This window comes from Rhodococcus pseudokoreensis, from assembly GCF_017068395.1.
GTDB classification, from domain to species: Bacteria; Actinomycetota; Actinomycetes; order Mycobacteriales; family Mycobacteriaceae; genus Rhodococcus_F; species Rhodococcus_F pseudokoreensis.
On record NZ_CP070619.1, the window covers coordinates 4901255 to 4918958 of the forward strand.

The 17704-nt window shown below is 65.7% G+C and carries 17 protein-coding genes and 1 pseudogene; 10 read left to right on the forward strand and 8 right to left on the reverse strand.

Translation table 11 applies throughout. The annotated features are described in order from the left end of the window. Positions 1 to 27 precede the first annotated feature (27 nt). Entirely contained in the window at positions 28 to 621 is a 594-nt protein-coding gene (locus tag JWS13_RS27550) for a dihydrofolate reductase family protein (RefSeq protein WP_206008516.1), read from the reverse strand. A gap of 90 nt (positions 622 to 711) precedes the next feature. Here JWS13_RS27550 and JWS13_RS27555 point away from each other — a divergent pair, with 90 nt between their 5' ends. Further along, positions 712 to 1164, forward strand: a complete 453-nt coding sequence (locus JWS13_RS27555) for a winged helix-turn-helix transcriptional regulator (protein ID WP_206008517.1) — start codon at positions 712 to 714, stop codon at positions 1162 to 1164. A gap of 253 nt (positions 1165 to 1417) precedes the next feature. Here the strand turns inward: JWS13_RS27555 and JWS13_RS27560 are convergent, their stop codons facing one another. Then, a complete protein-coding gene (locus JWS13_RS27560) occupies positions 1418 to 2926 on the reverse strand; it encodes a protein adenylyltransferase SelO (protein ID WP_206008518.1) in 1509 nt (502 codons plus the stop codon). Between the two features lie 194 nt (positions 2927 to 3120). Between JWS13_RS27560 and JWS13_RS27565 the strand changes: the two genes are divergently transcribed. Both JWS13_RS27565 and yidC read left to right on the forward strand, forming a co-directional pair. After that, positions 3121 to 3444, forward strand: coding sequence for a DUF6412 domain-containing protein (locus JWS13_RS27565; protein WP_206011968.1), 324 nt, complete (start codon positions 3121 to 3123; stop codon positions 3442 to 3444). A 133-nt stretch (positions 3445 to 3577) separates the two neighbouring features. Then, positions 3578 to 4444 (forward strand): annotated as a pseudogene (gene yidC / locus JWS13_RS27570) (membrane protein insertase YidC); the annotation flags it as partial. 6 nt (positions 4445 to 4450) lie between these two features. Here yidC and JWS13_RS27575 read toward each other — a convergent pair. From JWS13_RS27575 to JWS13_RS27595, 5 genes are all read right to left on the reverse strand, one after another. Continuing rightward, positions 4451 to 5056 carry a TetR/AcrR family transcriptional regulator gene (locus JWS13_RS27575; RefSeq protein ID WP_206008520.1) on the reverse strand — a complete coding sequence of 202 codons (606 nt, stop codon included), beginning with the start codon at positions 5054 to 5056 and terminating at the stop codon, positions 4451 to 4453. Then, positions 5049 to 5918: an ABC transporter ATP-binding protein gene (locus JWS13_RS27580; RefSeq protein WP_206008522.1), complete on the reverse strand. Its 870-nt coding sequence runs from the start codon at positions 5916 to 5918 to the stop codon at positions 5049 to 5051. Before JWS13_RS27580 ends, JWS13_RS27575 begins: the two co-directional genes overlap by 8 nt. Further along, complete coding sequence (locus JWS13_RS27585) at positions 5915 to 6739, reverse strand: ABC transporter ATP-binding protein (RefSeq protein ID WP_206008523.1); 825 nt, start codon at positions 6737 to 6739, stop codon at positions 5915 to 5917. Before JWS13_RS27585 ends, JWS13_RS27580 begins: the two co-directional genes overlap by 4 nt. Beyond that, entirely contained in the window at positions 6736 to 7815 is a 1080-nt protein-coding gene (locus tag JWS13_RS27590) for an ABC transporter permease (RefSeq protein ID WP_206008525.1), read from the reverse strand. The genes JWS13_RS27585 and JWS13_RS27590 overlap by 4 nt, the downstream gene beginning before the upstream one ends. A 76-nt stretch (positions 7816 to 7891) precedes the next feature. Further along, positions 7892 to 8425, reverse strand: coding sequence for a putative immunity protein (locus JWS13_RS27595; protein WP_206008527.1), 534 nt, complete (start codon positions 8423 to 8425; stop codon positions 7892 to 7894). 155 nt (positions 8426 to 8580) lie between these two features. Between JWS13_RS27595 and JWS13_RS27600 the strand changes: the two genes are divergently transcribed. The 4 genes from JWS13_RS27600 to JWS13_RS27615 are packed head-to-tail and all read left to right on the forward strand — an operon-like array spanning position 8581 to position 12937. Continuing rightward, positions 8581 to 8958: a PEP-utilizing enzyme gene (locus tag JWS13_RS27600; protein ID WP_206008529.1), complete on the forward strand. Its 378-nt coding sequence runs from the start codon at positions 8581 to 8583 to the stop codon at positions 8956 to 8958. After that, on the forward strand, positions 8955 to 10151 hold the full coding sequence (locus JWS13_RS27605; protein WP_241032338.1) for a hypothetical protein: 1197 nt from the start codon (positions 8955 to 8957) through the stop codon (positions 10149 to 10151). The genes JWS13_RS27600 and JWS13_RS27605 overlap by 4 nt, the downstream gene beginning before the upstream one ends. Before the next feature lie 3 nt (positions 10152 to 10154). Next, positions 10155 to 11777 (forward strand): PEP-utilizing enzyme, encoded by a 1623-nt coding sequence (locus tag JWS13_RS27610; protein WP_206008531.1) that lies wholly within the window; start codon positions 10155 to 10157, stop codon positions 11775 to 11777. A gap of 14 nt (positions 11778 to 11791) precedes the next feature. Continuing rightward, a complete protein-coding gene (locus tag JWS13_RS27615; protein WP_241032339.1) occupies positions 11792 to 12937 on the forward strand; it encodes an Rv3169 family protein in 1146 nt (381 codons plus the stop codon). A gap of 45 nt (positions 12938 to 12982) precedes the next feature. Here the strand turns inward: JWS13_RS27615 and JWS13_RS27620 are convergent, their stop codons facing one another. Continuing rightward, positions 12983 to 13813 (reverse strand): helix-turn-helix transcriptional regulator, encoded by an 831-nt coding sequence (locus JWS13_RS27620; RefSeq protein WP_206008533.1) that lies wholly within the window; start codon positions 13811 to 13813, stop codon positions 12983 to 12985. Between the two features lie 286 nt (positions 13814 to 14099). Between JWS13_RS27620 and JWS13_RS27625 the strand changes: the two genes are divergently transcribed. The 3 genes from JWS13_RS27625 to JWS13_RS27635 are packed head-to-tail and all read left to right on the forward strand — an operon-like array spanning position 14100 to position 17689. After that, on the forward strand, positions 14100 to 14651 hold the full coding sequence (locus JWS13_RS27625; RefSeq protein ID WP_241032340.1) for a PEP-utilizing enzyme: 552 nt from the start codon (positions 14100 to 14102) through the stop codon (positions 14649 to 14651). Between the two features lie 4 nt (positions 14652 to 14655). Further along, positions 14656 to 16233, forward strand: coding sequence for a hypothetical protein (locus tag JWS13_RS27630; protein WP_206008537.1), 1578 nt, complete (start codon positions 14656 to 14658; stop codon positions 16231 to 16233). Beyond that, positions 16220 to 17689, forward strand: a complete 1470-nt coding sequence (locus JWS13_RS27635) for an AMP-binding protein (RefSeq protein WP_206008540.1) — start codon at positions 16220 to 16222, stop codon at positions 17687 to 17689. The genes JWS13_RS27630 and JWS13_RS27635 overlap by 14 nt, the downstream gene beginning before the upstream one ends. Positions 17690 to 17704: the final 15 nt, after the last annotated feature.

Here is a 17704-nt window from a genome sequence, read left to right on the forward strand (position 1 = left end):
GTGGGGTGGGCCCGCCAGTGGGGAGGGTCATCGGACCACCGCGTAGCGGAGATGGGTCACGCCGGGCGCCGGGACGGCCTCCAGAAGGCGGAGTTGCACGTGCTCCGGGAGTTCCTGGAAGAAACGGCGACCGGCGCCCAACAGGACGGGCACCTGGTGCAGGACCACCTCGTCGACGAGCCCGGCCTTCAAGGCCGCGGTCAGGACTCCGCCGCCCATGAGGCTGACGTCCTTGTCGCCGGCGGCTTCGCGCGCCGCCGCGACCGCGTCCTCGATGCCGCTGGTGACGAGCGTCTGTTGCTCGGACATCTCGGGCGCAGGCCGATGGCTGAGGACGAACACGGGAGCGGTCGGGTGGGGGCTGCCGCCGCCGAAACGACCGGAATCCTCGTATGTGTTGCGTCCTGTAACGACCGCACCGACGCGTCCGGCGAGGGTGTCGAAGATCTGGGCACTGGGCTCGCTCAGGCTGAACCCGTCGAACAACACGCTGGGGGTGTTGCCGTCGCCGTACCAGTCGAACAGGGAAGTCCCGTCACCGATTCCGCGACCGGGTCCGGGATTGCGGCCGGTGACGTAGCCGTCGACCGAGACTGCGTGGGCGCTGATGACCTTGCTCATCGTCGTGTTCCTTTCGGGGTTCCTTCAGGAGACTCCATGAGCGTAACAGCGTGAGTTCCTTGAGGGAACCCCAATTGGTAGGCTGGATCCATGCAACGCACAGATTTCAGTGGGATGGCGTGCTCGATCGCGCGAACACTCGACGTCATCGGTGAGCCCTGGTCGCCGCTGATCCTGCGTGACGTGTGGGCCGGATTCACCCGATTCGAGCAGATTCAGGCCGACCTCGGCATCTCGCGCAAGGTCCTGACTGAACGGCTCAACCACCTCGTGGAGCGTGGAGTGCTCGAGCGCCGGCCCTACGACCGGCGGCCGCGGTACGAATACGTCCTGACGGAGAAAGGCATCCAACTCCTCGACGTTCTGATGGCAATGGCCAACTGGGGCGACAACTGGCTCGCGGGGGAGGCGGGCTCACCGGTCCTCTACCGCCACCACGCCTGCGGCGAGGTCAGTAACGTCGACCTTCGCTGCACACACTGCGGCGAGTCGATGCACGCCGGTGACGTCGAACTACTTCAGGGTCCCGGCGCTGCTGTGTGACCGTCGTTTCACTCGGCTGCTGCCGTTCTCCTTCGGCCTTGGCTCTGGCCACCAGGTCTGCTGCCGTGCGGGTGACCTTGTCTGCACTACTTGCCATTGCTGCCCTCCCACGAGGTGTAGCTACTTGCTACAAGTGCAGTAACAGCGACAGGCTGTGTCGGCGATCGCCGGCGGGGTCTCGTCGAACCGGAACGCCGGATGCCGGACGCGTTCGCCGATGGAGAGTGCGACGACCCTGATCCTCGTGCGAAATTTATGTGCCGCAGAAGGTTTGGAATGTTCGGCTGAATGATTGCGGGGCGGGTGTCGTGTAGTCGGACCATTCGTCCCGGCGGTCGAACGGATGGGTGACGACCTCCAGTAGCTTCTCGAATGGAGCGAGATCACTGTCAGTAGCGGCCCGCAATGCTGCGTCGAGTTGATGGTTGCGTGGGATGTATATCGGGTTGACGCGGTCCATTGCGTCTGCGGTCTCTGCTGCCTCGCGCCCATGTGTGGTCAGGGCGCCCCGCCAGCGTTGCAACCACGGCCCGGTGTGTTCGCGCGGTGCGAGGGCGTCGAGTGGTGTCGAGTTTCCGCGTAGTTCGTCGGCGAGAGCACGGAAACCGCTTGTCCAGTCGACGCCGTGGTCTTTCATCAGCGCCAGGAGGTCGTCGATCAGTGTTCGGTCGAGGGGTGCGCCGGCCAGACCGAGCTTTGCCGCCATGCCGGCCGCGTAGTGGCCGTCGTAACGCTCGTCGAAGGTATCGAGGGCTGCCGACGCCGCGGTGATCGCGTCGTCCGGTGTGGAATCGATCAGCGTGAGCAGCGTTTCGGCGAAGCGCGCCAGATTCCATTTCAGCACGGCGGGTTGGTTGCCGAACGCGTAGCGGCCGCCGTGGTCGATCGAACTGAACACCGCTGCCGGGTCGAATGCGTCGAGGAAGGCGCACGGACCGTAGTCGATGGTCTCCCCGGAAATGGTCGTGTTGTCGGTGTTCATCACCCCGTGCACGAAACCGGTGAGCATCCACCGTGCCACCAGTGACGCTTGCGCCTCGACCGCCGACTCGAAGAATCTCAGGTAACGGTTGCCGGCGCCCGTCGTCGGCAGGTCGGTCAGCTCCGGGTAGTGGCGGGCGATCGCGTAGTCGGCGAGCGGTTGCAACAGCCCGCCCTGCCGCGCGGCGTATTCGAAGGTGCCGACCCGGAGGTGACTGGCCGCGACCCGGGCGAGCACGGCGCCGGGTTCGGTGCCGTCTCGGTGCACGTGCCCGCCCGTCGCGACCACCGACAGTGCGCGGGTGGTGGGGATGCCGAGGGCGTACATTGCCTCGCTGACGAGGTATTCACGCAGCATCGGGCCGACTACGGCGAACCCGTCGCCGCCCCGTGAGAACGGCGTTCGCCCCGAGCCCTTGAGATGCAGATCGACGCGCTGCCCATCACTGCTGGTCAGTTCGCCGAGCAGCAACGCCCGACCATCCCCGAGGAGCGGGACGTACCCGCCGAACTGATGGCCCGCATACGCCATCGCGACCGGCTTGGCCCCGGTCGGTGCCGTCGAACCGGACAGGACCCCGACCCCGTCCTCGCTTCGCAGTGCCTGTACGTCCAACCGCAGCGCCGCCGCGAGCTGCTCGTTGAGCACCAGCAGCTTGGGGTCAGGTGCGGGAGCGCCTTGCCACGGCACCGTCAGGGCGCCCAGTTCGTCGGCGAAGGTGCTTTCGAGGCCGGACACCGCGGTGTTCGTGCCCACGGTGGAATCCGGGATTGCAGCCATCACGCCAGGTTAATCGCCGCATGACTCGCGGGCTGCATCACCAGACTTTCGCGCCCCGCCCACGGACGGAGGTGTGCCTAATCGAGCGTGACGCTCGACAGTTCTGATCGACTACCTTCGGGCCCGGAATCCCCCGCGACCTGTTGATCGGCTGCGGGCTTCGCAAGGGTCGGCGTGCTCGGTATGCTGCACGCATGGCACGGATCCGGTCTGTTCTCGCGCAGGGGCTGAACATCGTTCAGCTCGCGTGGGTTGCCGTGCTGACATTGGTGATTGCCGCGACGCTCGCGATCGACGGGCCGACTGCAATCGTGGGCGCCGCGGTGGCGATCGTTTTCCTGCTCGCCGTCGCCGGTCATGCGCGGTCGCCGTTGCACCTGCTGGCGGAGCCGGCGACCGGTCCACCCCGTGAGGAGCAGCGCCTGCGTGGCGCGTTCCGTCGTCAGAGCGCCCCGGACACCCCCGGCCGCCCTCGCCTTCCCCGAGCACCCGGACGGGTCCTGGCCGCCGCCGCGTAGCACCTTCGGGTATTGCGTCGGCTGCCTCGTCGACTCAGTCCCCATTCACGTCCCTGGTCCTCGAATCAGGCGTGAAACTCCGACTCGCACGATGCCGCGGTCTCGCCGCGCCGTGCAGCAAAGAGGTGCTCCCATGCTCGACTTCATCTATTACCCCGTGTCCGCGATCCTGTGGTTCTGGCACACAGTGTTCGGCGCGGTACTCGGCCCGGACAACGGCGTCGCCTGGGCCCTGGCGGTGGTCTTCCTGGTCTTCACTCTCCGGATCCTCCTGCTCAAACCCGCGATCAAACAGGTTCGCACGACCCGCCTGATGCAGGAACTCGGGCCACAGATCAAGGCACTGCAGAAGAAGTACTCCGGCGATCGGGCGCGTCAGGCCACCGAGATGCAGAAGCTGCAGAAGGAGCACGGGTTCAATCCGTTGATGGGCTGCCTGCCGGCATTGGTGCAGGCGCCGGTGTTCATCGGCCTGTATCACGTGCTGCGCTCGTTCAACCGCACCGGAACCGGCCTCGGCCAGCTCGGCATGTCACCCGAGGCCAACGCGCACACCGCGAACTACATCTTCAGTGCCGCCGACGTGCAGTCGTTCCTCAGCGCTCGCCTGTTCGGGGCGCCGATCTCGGTGGCGATCACCAGCCCGCAGAGCACCCTGGCGTCGTTCGCCTCGCACGGGGGAATCCCGACGGTGGCCACGATCGCCGCGGTGGCGATTCCCCTGATGGTGATCGCCGGCCTGGCCACCCACTTCAACGCGCGGGCGTCGCTGGCGAGGCAGAGTCCGGAGGCAGCCGCGAATCCCCAGTCCGCGATGATGAACAAGTTGATGTTGTGGGTCTTCCCCCTCGGCGTTCTGGCCGGCGGCCCGTTCCTGATGATCGCGATTCTGCTGTATTGGGTGAGCAACAACATCTGGACCTACGGTCAGCAGCATCTCGTGTTCGCCCGCATCGACCGGGAAGAAGCAGCGAAGGAGCATGCAGTGGTCGAACGCCGCGAATAGTTACTCGTCGAAGTCGCTGAAAAGGTAGTTGTCGATGTTCGGCCCCACGCGCTGAGCGAGGGTGTCGATGGGGGCATTCGCGACGTCGGGTAGCAGGAGGATGTATTTCGATATCGCCAACCCGGCCGTTTGGCTGACCACCAGTGCGTAGCGCTCGTCCTGGTGATCGCTGCGGATGACACCGCCGAGTGCACGCTGCACGAGTCCGAGGAAGAAATCTCGTACCCGCAAGGCGATCTCGTCGTGCGTGACGGCGACCCGCAGCAGCGCGATTGCCCGTGCTCGCTGTTGGGGGTTCGTCTCCCAGAATTCGAGTACGCGTCGGACGAAGATCTCACCCGGCGAGTCGGTCTCGGGGGTGATTCCGGAGAACACGGTCTTCGCGTCGACCTCCGGCTGGAGGGCGGCCACCAGCAGCATGTTCTTGTTGCCGAAGTAGTGATGAATCAGCGCCGGGTCGACTCCGGCCCGGGCGGCGATGGCGCGCATCGTCGTTCGGTCGAATCCTCGATCGGAGAACAGCTCTCGCGCCGACCTCAGAATGGTGTCGCGCTTGTCGGCGGAATCTGCGACGACCTTCGGCCTGCCGGGAGCGCGACTATCCATGTGCTCCGGCACGCGCGAGGACCAGCATGCGCTCTTCGATGGTGGCGCGCACGGGCCGGATGTCGGCGGCGATGCCGGCTGAGTCGAGTACAGAATCGATCGTCGCCGGATCCGTGTCCGGGACTCGGATCGCACGGCCGTCCAGGATCACGGGGATTCCGGCATCGTTCAGTGCCGCGAATGCCTGTGCCCATTCCTGCGTGTGCACCGCGACCGCGCGGGTGTCGCCGATGATGTCGTCCTCGCTGCCGGCGCCGACGAGTTGCCCGGACGACATCAGCAACAGGCGATCACATTGCTGCGCTTCTTCCATGTAGTGGGTGGTGACGAGGATGCCGACGCCGTTGTCGGCCTGCTGCCGGATCGTGTCCCACAGCCGTGCCCGGGACAGTGCGTCCACGCCGGACGTCGGCTCGTCCAACACCAGCACGTTGGGTTCGTGTGCCAGAGCCACGACGAACGCGACCTGTCGTTGCGAGCCCAGGGCCAGTTCACGGACGAGGGTGTTGCGCGCGTCGTGGAGTTCGGCCGGAACCGCGGGCACGGGGACACCGTAGGCCTCCGCGCTGAAGGCCAGGTTCTCTTCGACGGTCAGATCGCGGTAGAGGCCCAGGTTCTGGGGCACGTAGCCCATGCGCGCGCGGCGCGTTCGGTCCGGCGGGCCGCCGAGCAACTCGACCGCGCCCTCCGTCGCCGCGAGCAGACCCAGGAGCATCCGGATCAGCGTGGTCTTCCCTGCCCCGTTGGCGCCGAGAAGGCCGACCACCTCGCCGGGGGCGACGGTCATCGACATCGAGTCGACGGCAGTGAAGTCACCGAACTTCCGGGTCACCGAGCGTGCCCGCAGTACCTCAGCGGTCATGATGCCCCGACCTCCCGCCGACGTGAAAGAGACAGCGCGATGACGATGTCTTCGAGATCTGGCGTGATGGTCGCGGCGTCGGTGCCGGGGTGTCCGTCCTCCCAGTACTCGTGACGCTCCCGGCCGCGGCGCCACGACCACTCGGGTCGCACGGGATCGGCTGCCGAGGTGATGGCGCCGGTGAATCCGGCCCGCACCTCGTCATAGGAGCCCTGGGTCAGGATTCGGCCGGAGTCCAGGACGACGAGATGCCCGGCGCGTTCGGCCTCGTCGAGATATGTCGTCGACATCACCACGGCCGCACCGTCCGCGGCGGCCTCCGAGATCAACCGCCACAGGTCGATGCGGCTCACGGGGTCGACGCCGGTGCTCGGTTCGTCCAGGATCAGCATCTTGGGTCGGTGCAGCATGGCCATCGCCGTGCCCAGCTTGCGCCGCATCCCTCCGGACAATGCCGAGGCGAGTCGGTCCGCCGCGTCACCCAGCCCGGCCCGGTCGATGAGTTCCTCGCGCCGCTCGGCCAATTCGTTGCCGCTCAGGCCGTAGATGCCGCCGACGAAATCCATGTTCTGCCGAACCGTCAGCGCCGCCCAGCTACCCGGGCCCGCACAGAGGAACCCGATTTCGTGCTTGCCCGGGGCGTGAACGGTCCCACTGTCGGGGAGGACCTCCCCCACGAACGTCCGCAGCAGGGTCGACTTCCCCGCCCCGTCTCCTCCGACCAAGGCCACCACCTGGCCGGCCGGTACGTCGATGCTCACTCCGTCGAGGGCTGTCCGGTCGCCGAACCGGACGACGACGGACTCGGTCGCGGCGATCACGAGGCGTCCGCACCGGTCGGATCGACCGACTTCGACCCCTCGGGCCTGCCCGCCTTCGAGACGTCGGGCGCGAGATCTCGCCGGAAACGAAGCGTCGACCCGGTGAAGACCACGATCGCCATCACGGCCAGCACGACCAACGGCAGCCACAGCGACGAAATCGGCGCATCACGCAACATCACGCCCTGCGAGATCATCGTGAAGTAGGTCAGCGGAAGCAGGTAACCGATCCAGCGAACCCCCGCCGCCATCGCGTCGAGCGGAAAAATCATGCCGGACAACAAAATCTGCGGCATCAGGAACAAGAATGCGGTCTGGATCGCTTGTCCGGTGGTCTGCGAGATCGTCGATATCAGCACACCGAGACCGAGGACGACGAACAGGAAGAGCGCGGCGCCCAGCGCGAACACGAGCACGTTGCCGTTGAACGGCACCCCGAACAGCACCATGCCCAGCACCGTCACCACGGTCATGTCCAGCGCGGCGAGCAGAAAATACGGCACGATCTTGCCCAAGATCACCTGGCTCGGCCGGATGGGCATGACCGCGAGTTGTTCGAGGGTCCCGGCCTCACGTTCCCGGACCAGACCGATGCTGGTGACGATCGTGCCGATGAAGGTCAGGATCAGGCCGATGATCGCCGGCACCATCACCCACGACGTCTTCAGTTCGGGATTGAACAGCACCTCGGTGCGGACCTGGTCGCCGAGTTTGTTCAGGATCGACACCGTCGACTGGGCAGCGAACAGATTCGAGCCGTCGACCAGTGCCGTCGACTGCTCGGCCGGGGTCGATCCGGTCACCACGACGACGTCGACCTTGTTCTCCCGCAACAAATCCGTCGCCTGCGCGGTCGAGCCGTCGACGTCTGTCTGTGTCACATCGAAGAATGGCGGCAACGACGTGCTCACCTGTTGAGCCGAGGGGCCCATGACGGCAGTTTCGACCGAGGAGACATAGAAGTTGGCGGCGTAGCCGAAGATCACGAGCAGGAGAAGCGGCAGCGCAATCAACATCGCCAATGTGCGGGGGTCCCGCCGAAGTTCGCGAAATTCCTTGAGAATCATGGCGCGCATATTCGATGCTAGGCACGCCCAGTGACCTGGGTCAACAGTTGATGAATTACACGCCGTGCCGGAGATCAGTCGTCCGTCAGCGGCGAAGGGCGGCGTCCAGCATGCGGATCAGTTCGCCGACCCGTCCGCCGCCACCCGGTGCCGCCGGAAAACGTCCGAGTACGTCGACGACGACCGGTGTCGCACGCTGGACCGCCAGCCCGACGTGTTCGGCGCCGACGGTCCGATCGTCCCCGGCGACGAGTTCGGCCGCCCTGGCCGCATACGCGGCCGCTCCGAGAATGTGCTTGACCTGGGTGGCCTTCGCCAAGGGATGCAGGTAGGCGGCGCCTGCCGCGGCCATCGCTGCCCACGCCGCCTCGCGCGCAGCCTCGGTGTCCGTGCCCTTGGCGGCCGCGAGCGCCGCCCACGCCGCGTCGCGGAGAGGTTTCCCGCGCTCACCACCCCGAGCGAACTCCCACGCGGTAGTGATCGCGCCGCGGGGCCGGGGGTCGTCCGGCCGATCGGCCTCGAATATCTCGAGCACCCCCTCCGCGCACCCCGCGGCGAACGCGGCGACCTCCCGCAGATCCTGATTACTCAGAACGATTTCCGTTGCGTCCCCTGCCATGGATCCATTTTCGACGACCGGCCGACGGGGCATCGAGACTGTCCCCCAAAGTGGACTGTGGCGCACGACACAGCGGCTCGTAGCGTTCCTGGCACCGACGAAAGTGCGTGTTCAAGACAATCCCACGCCCACGAATGGGCCGAACGGAGTATGTGATGAGCGGAGACCTGAACGAGGTCGGGACCGGTGTCAACCTATTCACCGCAGGGGAGGTTCGCGGTACTGCGAGGTGGTTCAACGACACGGCCGACGTGCTGTCGATCGACGACGACGACCTCGAGGACACTATCGCGTTCGTCAGCAAGGGCGGAATGACGTTCCTGTCGCCGATCCTGCCGGACCTGCGCGCGATCGTCTGTACGGCCGGTAGCCGGGAGTCGCACCTCGCGATCCTGTCGCGAGAGTCCGACGTCCCCTGCGTGCTCGCCGCCGACCTGACCGGAGCCGTCGCAGACGGCGACACCGTGGTCCTGGACCTGTCGGATACCGAGACCGCACGCGTGGCCGTCGCTGCCGGGGCGGTGACGGCGTGACCGCACAACTGACCACTCCCGTGAACGTGGAGGCCCTGTACACCGACCCGGCCTACGAGCCCACACTCGAGGAATGGAACTGGCTTGTGCACGCCGCGGGTGCGGCCTACAAGTCCGAACTGTCGGCGCGGACCGTGTTCGAGTCGGAACTGTTCGGCATGAACACCTACATTCTGATGTCGATGATGGAGGACTACCTCCGGGTGCCGGAGCGCATCCGCACCATCCGACAGCACGCCACCCCCACCGAACTGGTGCGCAAGGCTCTGCCCATCGGCAACAAGCGCAGCTTCATCAACCTCGCGGCCACCCCGCTGCACTACCTCACCGGTCGTGAACTGTTCGTCGACCTCGGCGAGAACACCCTGTCGGACGGTCTGGAGGACCAGCTCGAGGTGCTGCGCTTCTGGCGCGAGGCGACCATCGCCATCCGCACCGACAACGTCCTGTTCAACATGGACGCGGAGCCGCAGAACAGTTCCCATGTAATCGGCGGCGACTTGCTGGCGGAGATCCGGTCCCACCTGGTTCCCGCGGACGACGAGGTCAAGGCGGGGATTCGCAAGTTCGGTGCGCGGCTGACCGCGTACGCGTTCCTGGAGAACTGCGACGCACGCACCGCGGTGTGCGACACCGGGCCCTATCAACTCGAGGACGGCACGTTCCTGGCGCTGCGCGAGACCTGCACGGACGGTGACGGAGACTTCCCCTGGGTCGACGGCATCCGCGAAACGCTGCCCTACCACCATTTCGTCATCGCCCACCGGCTGCCCGCCACGGTGAAGATGGACAACAACGTCTGGGGCACAGCCTGGTTCACGCCGAGCGACTACCAGGCCGACATCATCGAAACCCGAGTGTTCTGCACCGACGGCGGCACCCTCCGCCCACTCGGCGCCGACGAGGTCGAGGAGGCCACCAAGGCGATCCGGAAGGCGCACCGAGCGCTGTACCAGCGGTTGGCCGAGACCGACGCCGAAGAACGCAACCTGTACGCCACCGAGATGTACGCATGGAAGCTCAAGGCGTGGGCACGACTCGCCGGCTGCTACGACGAGATCGATTGGGCCATCACGCCGCGGATCGCCGAATCCTTCCAGAAGTTCAGCGACCCGGACCTCGCGCTGCAGTTGATCGGCGGCGTCTTCGTTCCGCAGAACCGCGACGGTTGCTTCCGTCCACTGGGAGGCTAGGTCATGTCCATTCTCGGCAAGGGAAATCCGTCGTACTCCTTCGCGCCGGTCACCGGAACAGTGCACCATTTCCGGTCGCCGGACGACGTGATCGCCTCCCTCGACAGCGACCTCGAGTCCACGATCGCGCTCGTCGCGTCGGGCGGCACGACATTCCTTTCGCCGATCCTGGGTCGGCTCGGGGGAATCGTCTGCCTGGATGGAACACTCCGCTCGCACCTGGCGATCGTGTCACGAGAGTTCGAGGTCCCGTGCCTGGTCGGTACCGAACTGTCCGAGGACATCCCCGACGGTACCGAGGTCACGCTCCGTATCGAGGAGCAGACGGGGGTCGTGGCTTCCCCGGATACTGAAACCGGATCGGATGTGAGCGCCGCGTGGTGGGAATACATCCGGCGCGTGGGAGACGAGATCGCCGTCAAGGACTTCATGGTCGACGTGACGGGCGCTGCGCTCGAGGCACTCATCTCCGAGGAACTCACCGACGACCGCCTCGACGACCTCGTCCAGCACATGGGCCGGGCATTCAAACCCGAATTGACGCGCCGCTCCGGTTTCACCTCCGAACTGTTTCCGATGCTGCCCTACATGTCGCTGTCGGTCATCGAGGACTTCCACAGCTACGTGGATCGGATACGCGTGATCGAGGCGGCTGTGCCGGCTGAAGAGTTGGGTCGCCGGTTGCGTGAGGGGCCGAACAAGGTCAGCCCGCTGTGGATCTGGATGATCGGCTACCACTTCCTCTGCGGTCGAGAGTGCCTGATACAGATGGGCACCATCGAGCCCGGTGACCACCGGGAGGATATTCGCACCGTCGTGGACTTCTGGCGCCGGCTCACCCTGGCGCACCGTGGTGACGGCACACTCGACTACAAGGACGCCGGATTCACCAACCGCTACCTGTCGACAGCAGTCGTCGAGGAGCTGGTCGGCGCGGCAACGGTGTTGGACGCGACCACTGCGAAGAGCCTCAAGCGGCTGAACGCGACGGTCTCGGGATACTCGTTCCTGTACTTCTGTGACTCACGGGTCGGTATCTGCGACTCCGGTCCGTATCCGCGGCCGACGGGAAACCGGCAGACGATCGTGCGGGACTATCTCTCCCTCGGCCCCAGCTCGTGGGCGTATCCATGGACGGACGATCTGGACCCGCCCTACACCGGGTTGACGATGGTCCTGACATTCGACCGCTCGAAGTTCACCGAGTTCGAAATCAACGACTGGGGAACAACGTTCACCGAACCCGATCAACTTCTCGCCGTCGTCGACGAAGCTGCCGTGTACGGGTACCGCGCCGACGGCACCCGTGAACTGATCGCGCCGGAAGACTGGCCGAGTGTTGCCGCGGATCTCAGCCGATGCCACATGGGCCTGTATCAGAAGTTCGCCACCATGGACCGGAGCGACCGAATTTTGGCCGCCACCACCATGTACACCTCAGGTCTTCGCCCCTTCGCCGCCCAGGCCGGGGTGACCGACCACGTCGACTGGGAGATGTCGCCGAAGACCCTTGCGCTCTACCCCGATCCATTCGATGACGACGACAAGGCCGCGGCCATCTTCGGAGGTGCCCTGGTGGCACACGACATGCCCGGATCCTTCTCGCCCATCCGCCCGAACTCCTGAGAGGAGGCGCCCACATGCGCCAATCGATGCAGAAACTCATTCACGCCGACGAGCTGTTGTGTCACCAGACGCCCGAAACCTTCGCGACCATCAGCCACGCCGACACGTCCTGGACGGAGAAACTCTGGGCGTCGCTGTTCGCCCGCGACGGGTCCATTCAGGTCGACATCGGCCTCGGGAAATACCACAACCGGAACGTGATGGACATGTTCGCCGGCGTTTCGCGAGGGAAGGAGCAGCTGACGGTCCGTGCCAGCAGGCAGCTCGATCTCGATGGCGAGCGGATCGGCGTGGGGCCCTTGGACTACGAGGTCATCGAGCCTCTCCGTCAGGTGCGCTGGGTCCTGCAGGAGAACGACGTGGTCCCACTGCGATTCGACCTCACCATCACCGGAGTGCTGCCGCCGTTCCTGGAACAGAAGGACGTCCAGCGTGAGCCGCAGGGCTTCCGGGTGCAGTCCGACCTCCTCCGCTACCACCAGGCGTCGACGATCAGCGGCGAGATCTGGATCGACGGCGAGCGGATCGAGGTCCGGGACGAGGAATGGTTCGGCTTCCGCGACCACTCCTGGGGAGTGCGGATGGACGTCGGCGAGACGGCGCCCGACGTCTTCAAGCCGCAGCGCCTCGATGGCGACTTCATCCTCACCTGGAGTCCGATGTGGATGCAACGTCCCGATGGAAGTAGCTACGAAATCCATCACTACCTGCAGTGGGTCGACGGCGCCGTGACCTACTTCTCGGGTTTCGAGAACCTGCCGGACGGCACTCAGCGGCAGCTTCACGGCATGCGGGACGAACTCAAGTACGATCCCGTCAACCGCCGCCTCCTCGGGGGCAAGATGACGTTCGACTCCGGTTGGGGCGAGACCCGGACCCTCGAGATCGAACCGATCGGCGACACCGGTTTCCATCTCGGTACCGGCCTGTATTTCGGCTTCAAGGGGCACCGCCACGGGCAGTGGCACGGTCCGTCCCACCTGGACGGTGAGCGGTATGCCGATGTCTCCGAGGAGAATACGGCACGCGAGGTGCATCAACTGCGTGACTGTGTGATCAGGGTTCGTGAAGGCGACGCCGTCGGCTACGGCATCTTCGAATCGATGGTGATCGGTGAACATCCCCGCTACGGGCTGACGAAGGAGAGTTCCTTCCTCTGACCGGAGCGTGACGGGGCCGCGGACGAACAGTCTGCGGCCCCTTTGTCATATCCGCTGCGCCCGCGCCAGCAGCGCCAGTTCCATCCGTGACTGGCAACCGGTGGTCGTGAGGATTCGGGTGACGTACTTCTTCACGCTGTCCTCGGCGAGCGAGAGGATCTCGGCGATCTGCGCATTCGACAATCCGTCGGCGACGAGTCGGACAACCTGCCGCTGGCGCACGGAGAGTCGTGCGAGGGCCGCCTGCGACTTCGACGCGGGCAGGCCGCGGGCCATGGCCGACATCTGCTGGCTCAGCAGCCGCAGCGTGGCCGCCTCGGAGGCACCGATCTTGCCGGGCTCCGGGTCGAACATCCCCAGCAGTGCCGTGTGTCCCGCGCTCAACTCCAGGCGCAATGCGGCAGCGGTCTGCATGCGCCACGTGGAGGAGAGGAAGTATCGGACGTAGGCGTCGGCCGCCGCGGGCATCTGGCCCATCGACTGCAGTTCGTCCAGTGAGGACACGCCGCTGGAGACGAGTTGCCGCATCGCCGCCGGCGTGCCGAAGATGTCGTAGCGGGCCCACCTGTCCTGGTATTCGGGCAGCATCTTGGCGGTTTTGCCCGCGGTCAGGGGTGCCGAATCCTCGAACACGGTGTGGAAGGTCGCGCCGGCGAAGAACGAGACGTGTCTCAGGGCGAAGTGCTCACTGATCGCTTCGACGGCCCGTTCCTTGAAGTCGGGAAGGCAGGCCGCGCCGGAGCACTGTTCGAGGATGTCGAACGCGCGCTCGTAGTCGGCCTTGCTCAGGTTGGCTCGGAACGGGGAGCGGTTTCGGGACGAGGACTTTGCAGTCGGCGTTGTCCCGGAAGTGTCCCCCAACGTGGACTGGGTCACACCACGGAGCGTAGCTAGTTTTATGTCACAACGCCAAGAAGCCGGAGAAAAAAATACCAGGTAGCCACCTGTTTCCGGCCGCGATGGCGGCTGCGTCAGTCCCTAGGAAACGTGAGGTGACATGTCCGACTCCGTGGTTACGCCCCCCAAATGGGGATCGACCGAAATGCTCCCATTGCCGGGCCGATTCAACACCGCTGTTCGGTCGTTGGCGGCACAACGATTCTCCGCCACCGGAGAGCAATGGAAAGACAGCGTATTCGAACGTCAGTTCGATATTTTCTCGGTGGAGGATGCGCGAGCGATCGAGCAGGAGGCCCTGGATTCCGGGTACCGGTTCGAATACTCCGCGACGGTCTCCCTCGAATCCGAGCCGCACAAGTACAAGCGAACCGACCGAGAGGCGCGGGCGTTCTCGGAAGACCGGGACTCGGACGGTCGCCGTCACGTGGGTATCGGCGACAACGTGATCAAGAAGTCCCAGACGGTCATCGGACCGGTCGCATTGATCTCCGCGGTCGAGCAGGTCATGGAATTGCTCACCGACGGCATCCCACCCGGCACGATCGCCGTGATCGACGACTCGGGCGGCACCTTGACGGCGCCGATCATCGAAGGGTTCGCCGGTGTCATCTGCCTCGGCGGCACCGTGCGCTCGCACCTGGGCATCCTCGCCCGGGAGTACGACGTCCCCACGCTGATGAACTGCAAGATCAACGACCTGAAGAACGGCGACGTGGTCGAACTCGAAGTGACCGCGGCGCCCCCGGCAGCGGATGCCTACGAGACGGGTGACACCGGGCATGCCCGGATCTGGCTGATCGAAAGCGAGAGCTGAGACCATGGCGAATCTGAACTACCGGACCCTGCTGGAGACCAACAACTACCTGCGGAGTCTGTCCGACACCACCTACTGGCTGTGCATCACGCGCACGGTGCAGGAATCGAAGCTGTTCCCCATGAACCCGTACATGCTGGTGAGCTATCTCAACAGCTTCTACCGGTTGCCGACCCTGTTGCGCGAGATCGACGCGGCGACGCCGGCCGAGGAACTCGGAGACCGCGCCCGCGAGGTCAGCCTGAAGGTGGACACGGTCAACGCGGCGTGGGGCATGCCCGCGTTCTACCTCATCGGCCGGGAAATGCTGATGAACTGGGGGCTCCTGCGGCCCACCGACGCGGTCGACGACGTCGTCGACGTGCTCGACTTCTCCCGGCGGTTCAATCTGGCCTACCACCGCAACGACGGACACCTGACGAACAAGGAATTCGGTGACCGCAGCCAGTTCCTGCCCGAACGAACCCTGCAGGTCTTCGAATCCGACCTGCACGGTGTGGTGCCCGGTGACCGGCTGCACACCGCCGCAACCAAACTCGTCGCCCAGCTGTCGCAGTACGCGTTCCTTGCGCACTGTGAGTGCCGCATCGGTCTGCACAACAGCGGCCCCTACGACTTCGGCAACAACCGGCAGATGATCATGCGGGACTTCTTCGACCTGACCGAGGGCGATTACCCGTGGCTCGACGGCATCGCCACCCAGTTGCCGTTCAATAATCTCACGATTCCGATCGTCTTCAAGGGCACCAACTTCCACTTGATGGACGACTGGGCGTCCTTCGAGGCCGAACCCGGATACAACGCCGCCAACATCGAAGCGGTCGGGATGTACACCTCGGATGCGCTGACCGACGGATACATTCCGGTCGGCATGGACAACGCCGACACCCTGGCCGACACCATGGAGCAGTACCGCGAGATCCTCAACGAGGCGACCACCGACCTGTGGAAGCGGACCGCGACCTGGTCACGCGAGCAGATGATCGACGCCGGCGCCCTGGTCTACTCCTCGGTCGGCAAGGATTTCGCTCATCTCGCCGGAACCTACCGGCAGGACGACTGGTTTCAGGTCGACGAACGAGTGCAGCGATTCAAGCCCCTGCTCAACGACGAATACGGACGCGACAACCTCGGCGAGATGGTGGGTCTACTGGGATTGCCCCACCAGACGAGCAACGAGTACACCATGGCCCGCTATTCCGACCTGAACCGCAACATGCTCACCGGCATCCCCTTCTCGGTGCTCACCGACGACGACTACGCACCGACCGCCGGTGACCGGTTCACCGGATCGTCGAGCCTGCCCGGCAAGACCGGTTTGTGGACCACCAGCGCAGGCCGCATCGACATCGACGACTACAACACGCGCGCACAGGGATTCACGCCCGCCGTGCTCGACGGCGGCAACCGCTACCTCGACGAGGAATGGGTGAAGTGGAACCACGGGACCCCGCAGGCGGACGAGCTGTACCGCCTCGCGCAGCGAGGCTCACGGAACATCGAGGGCCGCGGGTCCGGGCTGCGTCGCGCCGACCTGCCCGCCGCCGATGGCACGAAGGGAACCGACGATGCAGATCGGTGACCTGATCCGCCGCGCCGGGCGTCAGTTCGGCACCGCACCCGCGCTCATCGACGGCGATCGAGTGGTCAGCTTCGCCGAGTTCGACGAACTCACCGACCGGCTCGGCCACGCACTGCTGGCCCGCGGCCTCGACGCCGGTGACCGTGTCGCGGTGCTCATGCCGAACGGCATCGACGGCGTCGTCGTCTATTACGCCCTCGCGAAGGCCGGGCTGGTCCGGGTCCCGCTCAACGTGCGTGAGACGGCCCACGAGCATGCCTACAAGGTCGAGGACTCGCAGGCGCGGGCCCTGGTCTACGCAGGGGAGCCCCCCGCCCGGGTCGAGTTGATGATCACTGCCGACGAGCTGCCCGGACTCGTCGCCGGCACCCCCGACGGCCCGTGCGACGTCCGGCGCGACCAGGACGAACCGCTGCGGCTGGCCTACACCGGCGGCACGACCGGCAAGCCCAAGGCGGTGGTCCTCACCACGCGCAGCGAGCTCGCCGAAGTGGCGAATTTCCTGGTCGACCTGCTGCCCAACCTGCGACCGGACTCGGTGATGCTGCACGCCGCACCGATCACCCACGGCAGCGGCGCGTTCTTCCTGCCGCACCTGGTCAAGGGCGCCCCGAACGTCATCGTGTCGAAGTTCTCGCCCGGCGCCTTCCTCGACGCCGCGCAGAAGTACCGGGCCACGTCGACGTTCATGGTGCCGACGATGATCGCGATGCTACTCGAGGATCCCGCCACGGCAACAGCGGATCTCGCCCTCGAGCGGTTGTGCTACGGCGGCGCCCCGATCGCGACCAGTGTGCTCCAACGCGGAATCGACATCCTCGGACCGGTTTTCGCGCAGCTCTACGGTCAGGCGGAGGCGCCACTGGCGATCACGTGCCTGCAGCCGTGGGAGCACACCCCGGAACGGCTGACCTCCGCCGGCAAGCCCTACACGTTCGTCGAGGTGCAGGTCCGGGCCGCCGACGGCACGGTGCTCGGACCGGACGAGGTCGGGGAGGTCCTGACCCGGGGACCGCACACGATGAGCCGGTACTGGCGTCGCCCGGACGCCACCGCCGAGACGATCGAACCGGACGGCTGGTTGCACACCGGAGACATCGGACGCTGGGACGACGACGGATACCTGCACCTGCTCGACCGCAGGCACGACGTCATCATCTCGGGCGGCTTCAACGTCTACCCCCGCGAGGTCGAAGACGCCCTGCTCACACACCCCGCGGTCGTCGAGGCCGCGGTGGTGGGCCTGCCCGACGAGAAGTGGGGCGAACGGGTCGCCGCCGCTGTGGTCACCCGCACCACCGCCGAACCCGACGAGATCCTCGAGTTCTGCGCCGATCGGCTGGCCGGTTTCAAACGACCCCGTTCCCTGGAGATCTGGCCGAACATCCCCACCAGTCCGGTCGGGAAATCCCTGCGCCGCGAAGTGCGCGACCGCATGGTCGCCGCGCAGGTGTGACCGAGACACCGAAAG

Coding starts and splice junctions, on each gene's coding strand:
- JWS13_RS27550 (WP_206008516.1), bottom strand. CDS start 621: ATGAGCAAGGTCATCAGCGCCCACGCAGTCTCGGTCGACGGCTACGTC.
- JWS13_RS27555 (WP_206008517.1), top strand. CDS start 712: ATGCAACGCACAGATTTCAGTGGGATGGCGTGCTCGATCGCGCGAACA.
- JWS13_RS27560 (WP_206008518.1), bottom strand. CDS start 2,926: ATGGCTGCAATCCCGGATTCCACCGTGGGCACGAACACCGCGGTGTCC.
- JWS13_RS27565 (WP_206011968.1), top strand. CDS start 3,121: ATGGCACGGATCCGGTCTGTTCTCGCGCAGGGGCTGAACATCGTTCAG.
- JWS13_RS27575 (WP_206008520.1), bottom strand. CDS start 5,056: ATGGATAGTCGCGCTCCCGGCAGGCCGAAGGTCGTCGCAGATTCCGCC.
- JWS13_RS27580 (WP_206008522.1), bottom strand. CDS start 5,918: ATGACCGCTGAGGTACTGCGGGCACGCTCGGTGACCCGGAAGTTCGGT.
- JWS13_RS27590 (WP_206008525.1), bottom strand. CDS start 7,815: ATGCGCGCCATGATTCTCAAGGAATTTCGCGAACTTCGGCGGGACCCC.
- JWS13_RS27595 (WP_206008527.1), bottom strand. CDS start 8,425: ATGGCAGGGGACGCAACGGAAATCGTTCTGAGTAATCAGGATCTGCGG.
- JWS13_RS27600 (WP_206008529.1), top strand. CDS start 8,581: ATGAGCGGAGACCTGAACGAGGTCGGGACCGGTGTCAACCTATTCACC.
- JWS13_RS27610 (WP_206008531.1), top strand. CDS start 10,155: ATGTCCATTCTCGGCAAGGGAAATCCGTCGTACTCCTTCGCGCCGGTC.
- JWS13_RS27615 (WP_241032339.1), top strand. CDS start 11,792: ATGCGCCAATCGATGCAGAAACTCATTCACGCCGACGAGCTGTTGTGT.
- JWS13_RS27630 (WP_206008537.1), top strand. CDS start 14,656: ATGGCGAATCTGAACTACCGGACCCTGCTGGAGACCAACAACTACCTG.
- JWS13_RS27635 (WP_206008540.1), top strand. CDS start 16,220: ATGCAGATCGGTGACCTGATCCGCCGCGCCGGGCGTCAGTTCGGCACC.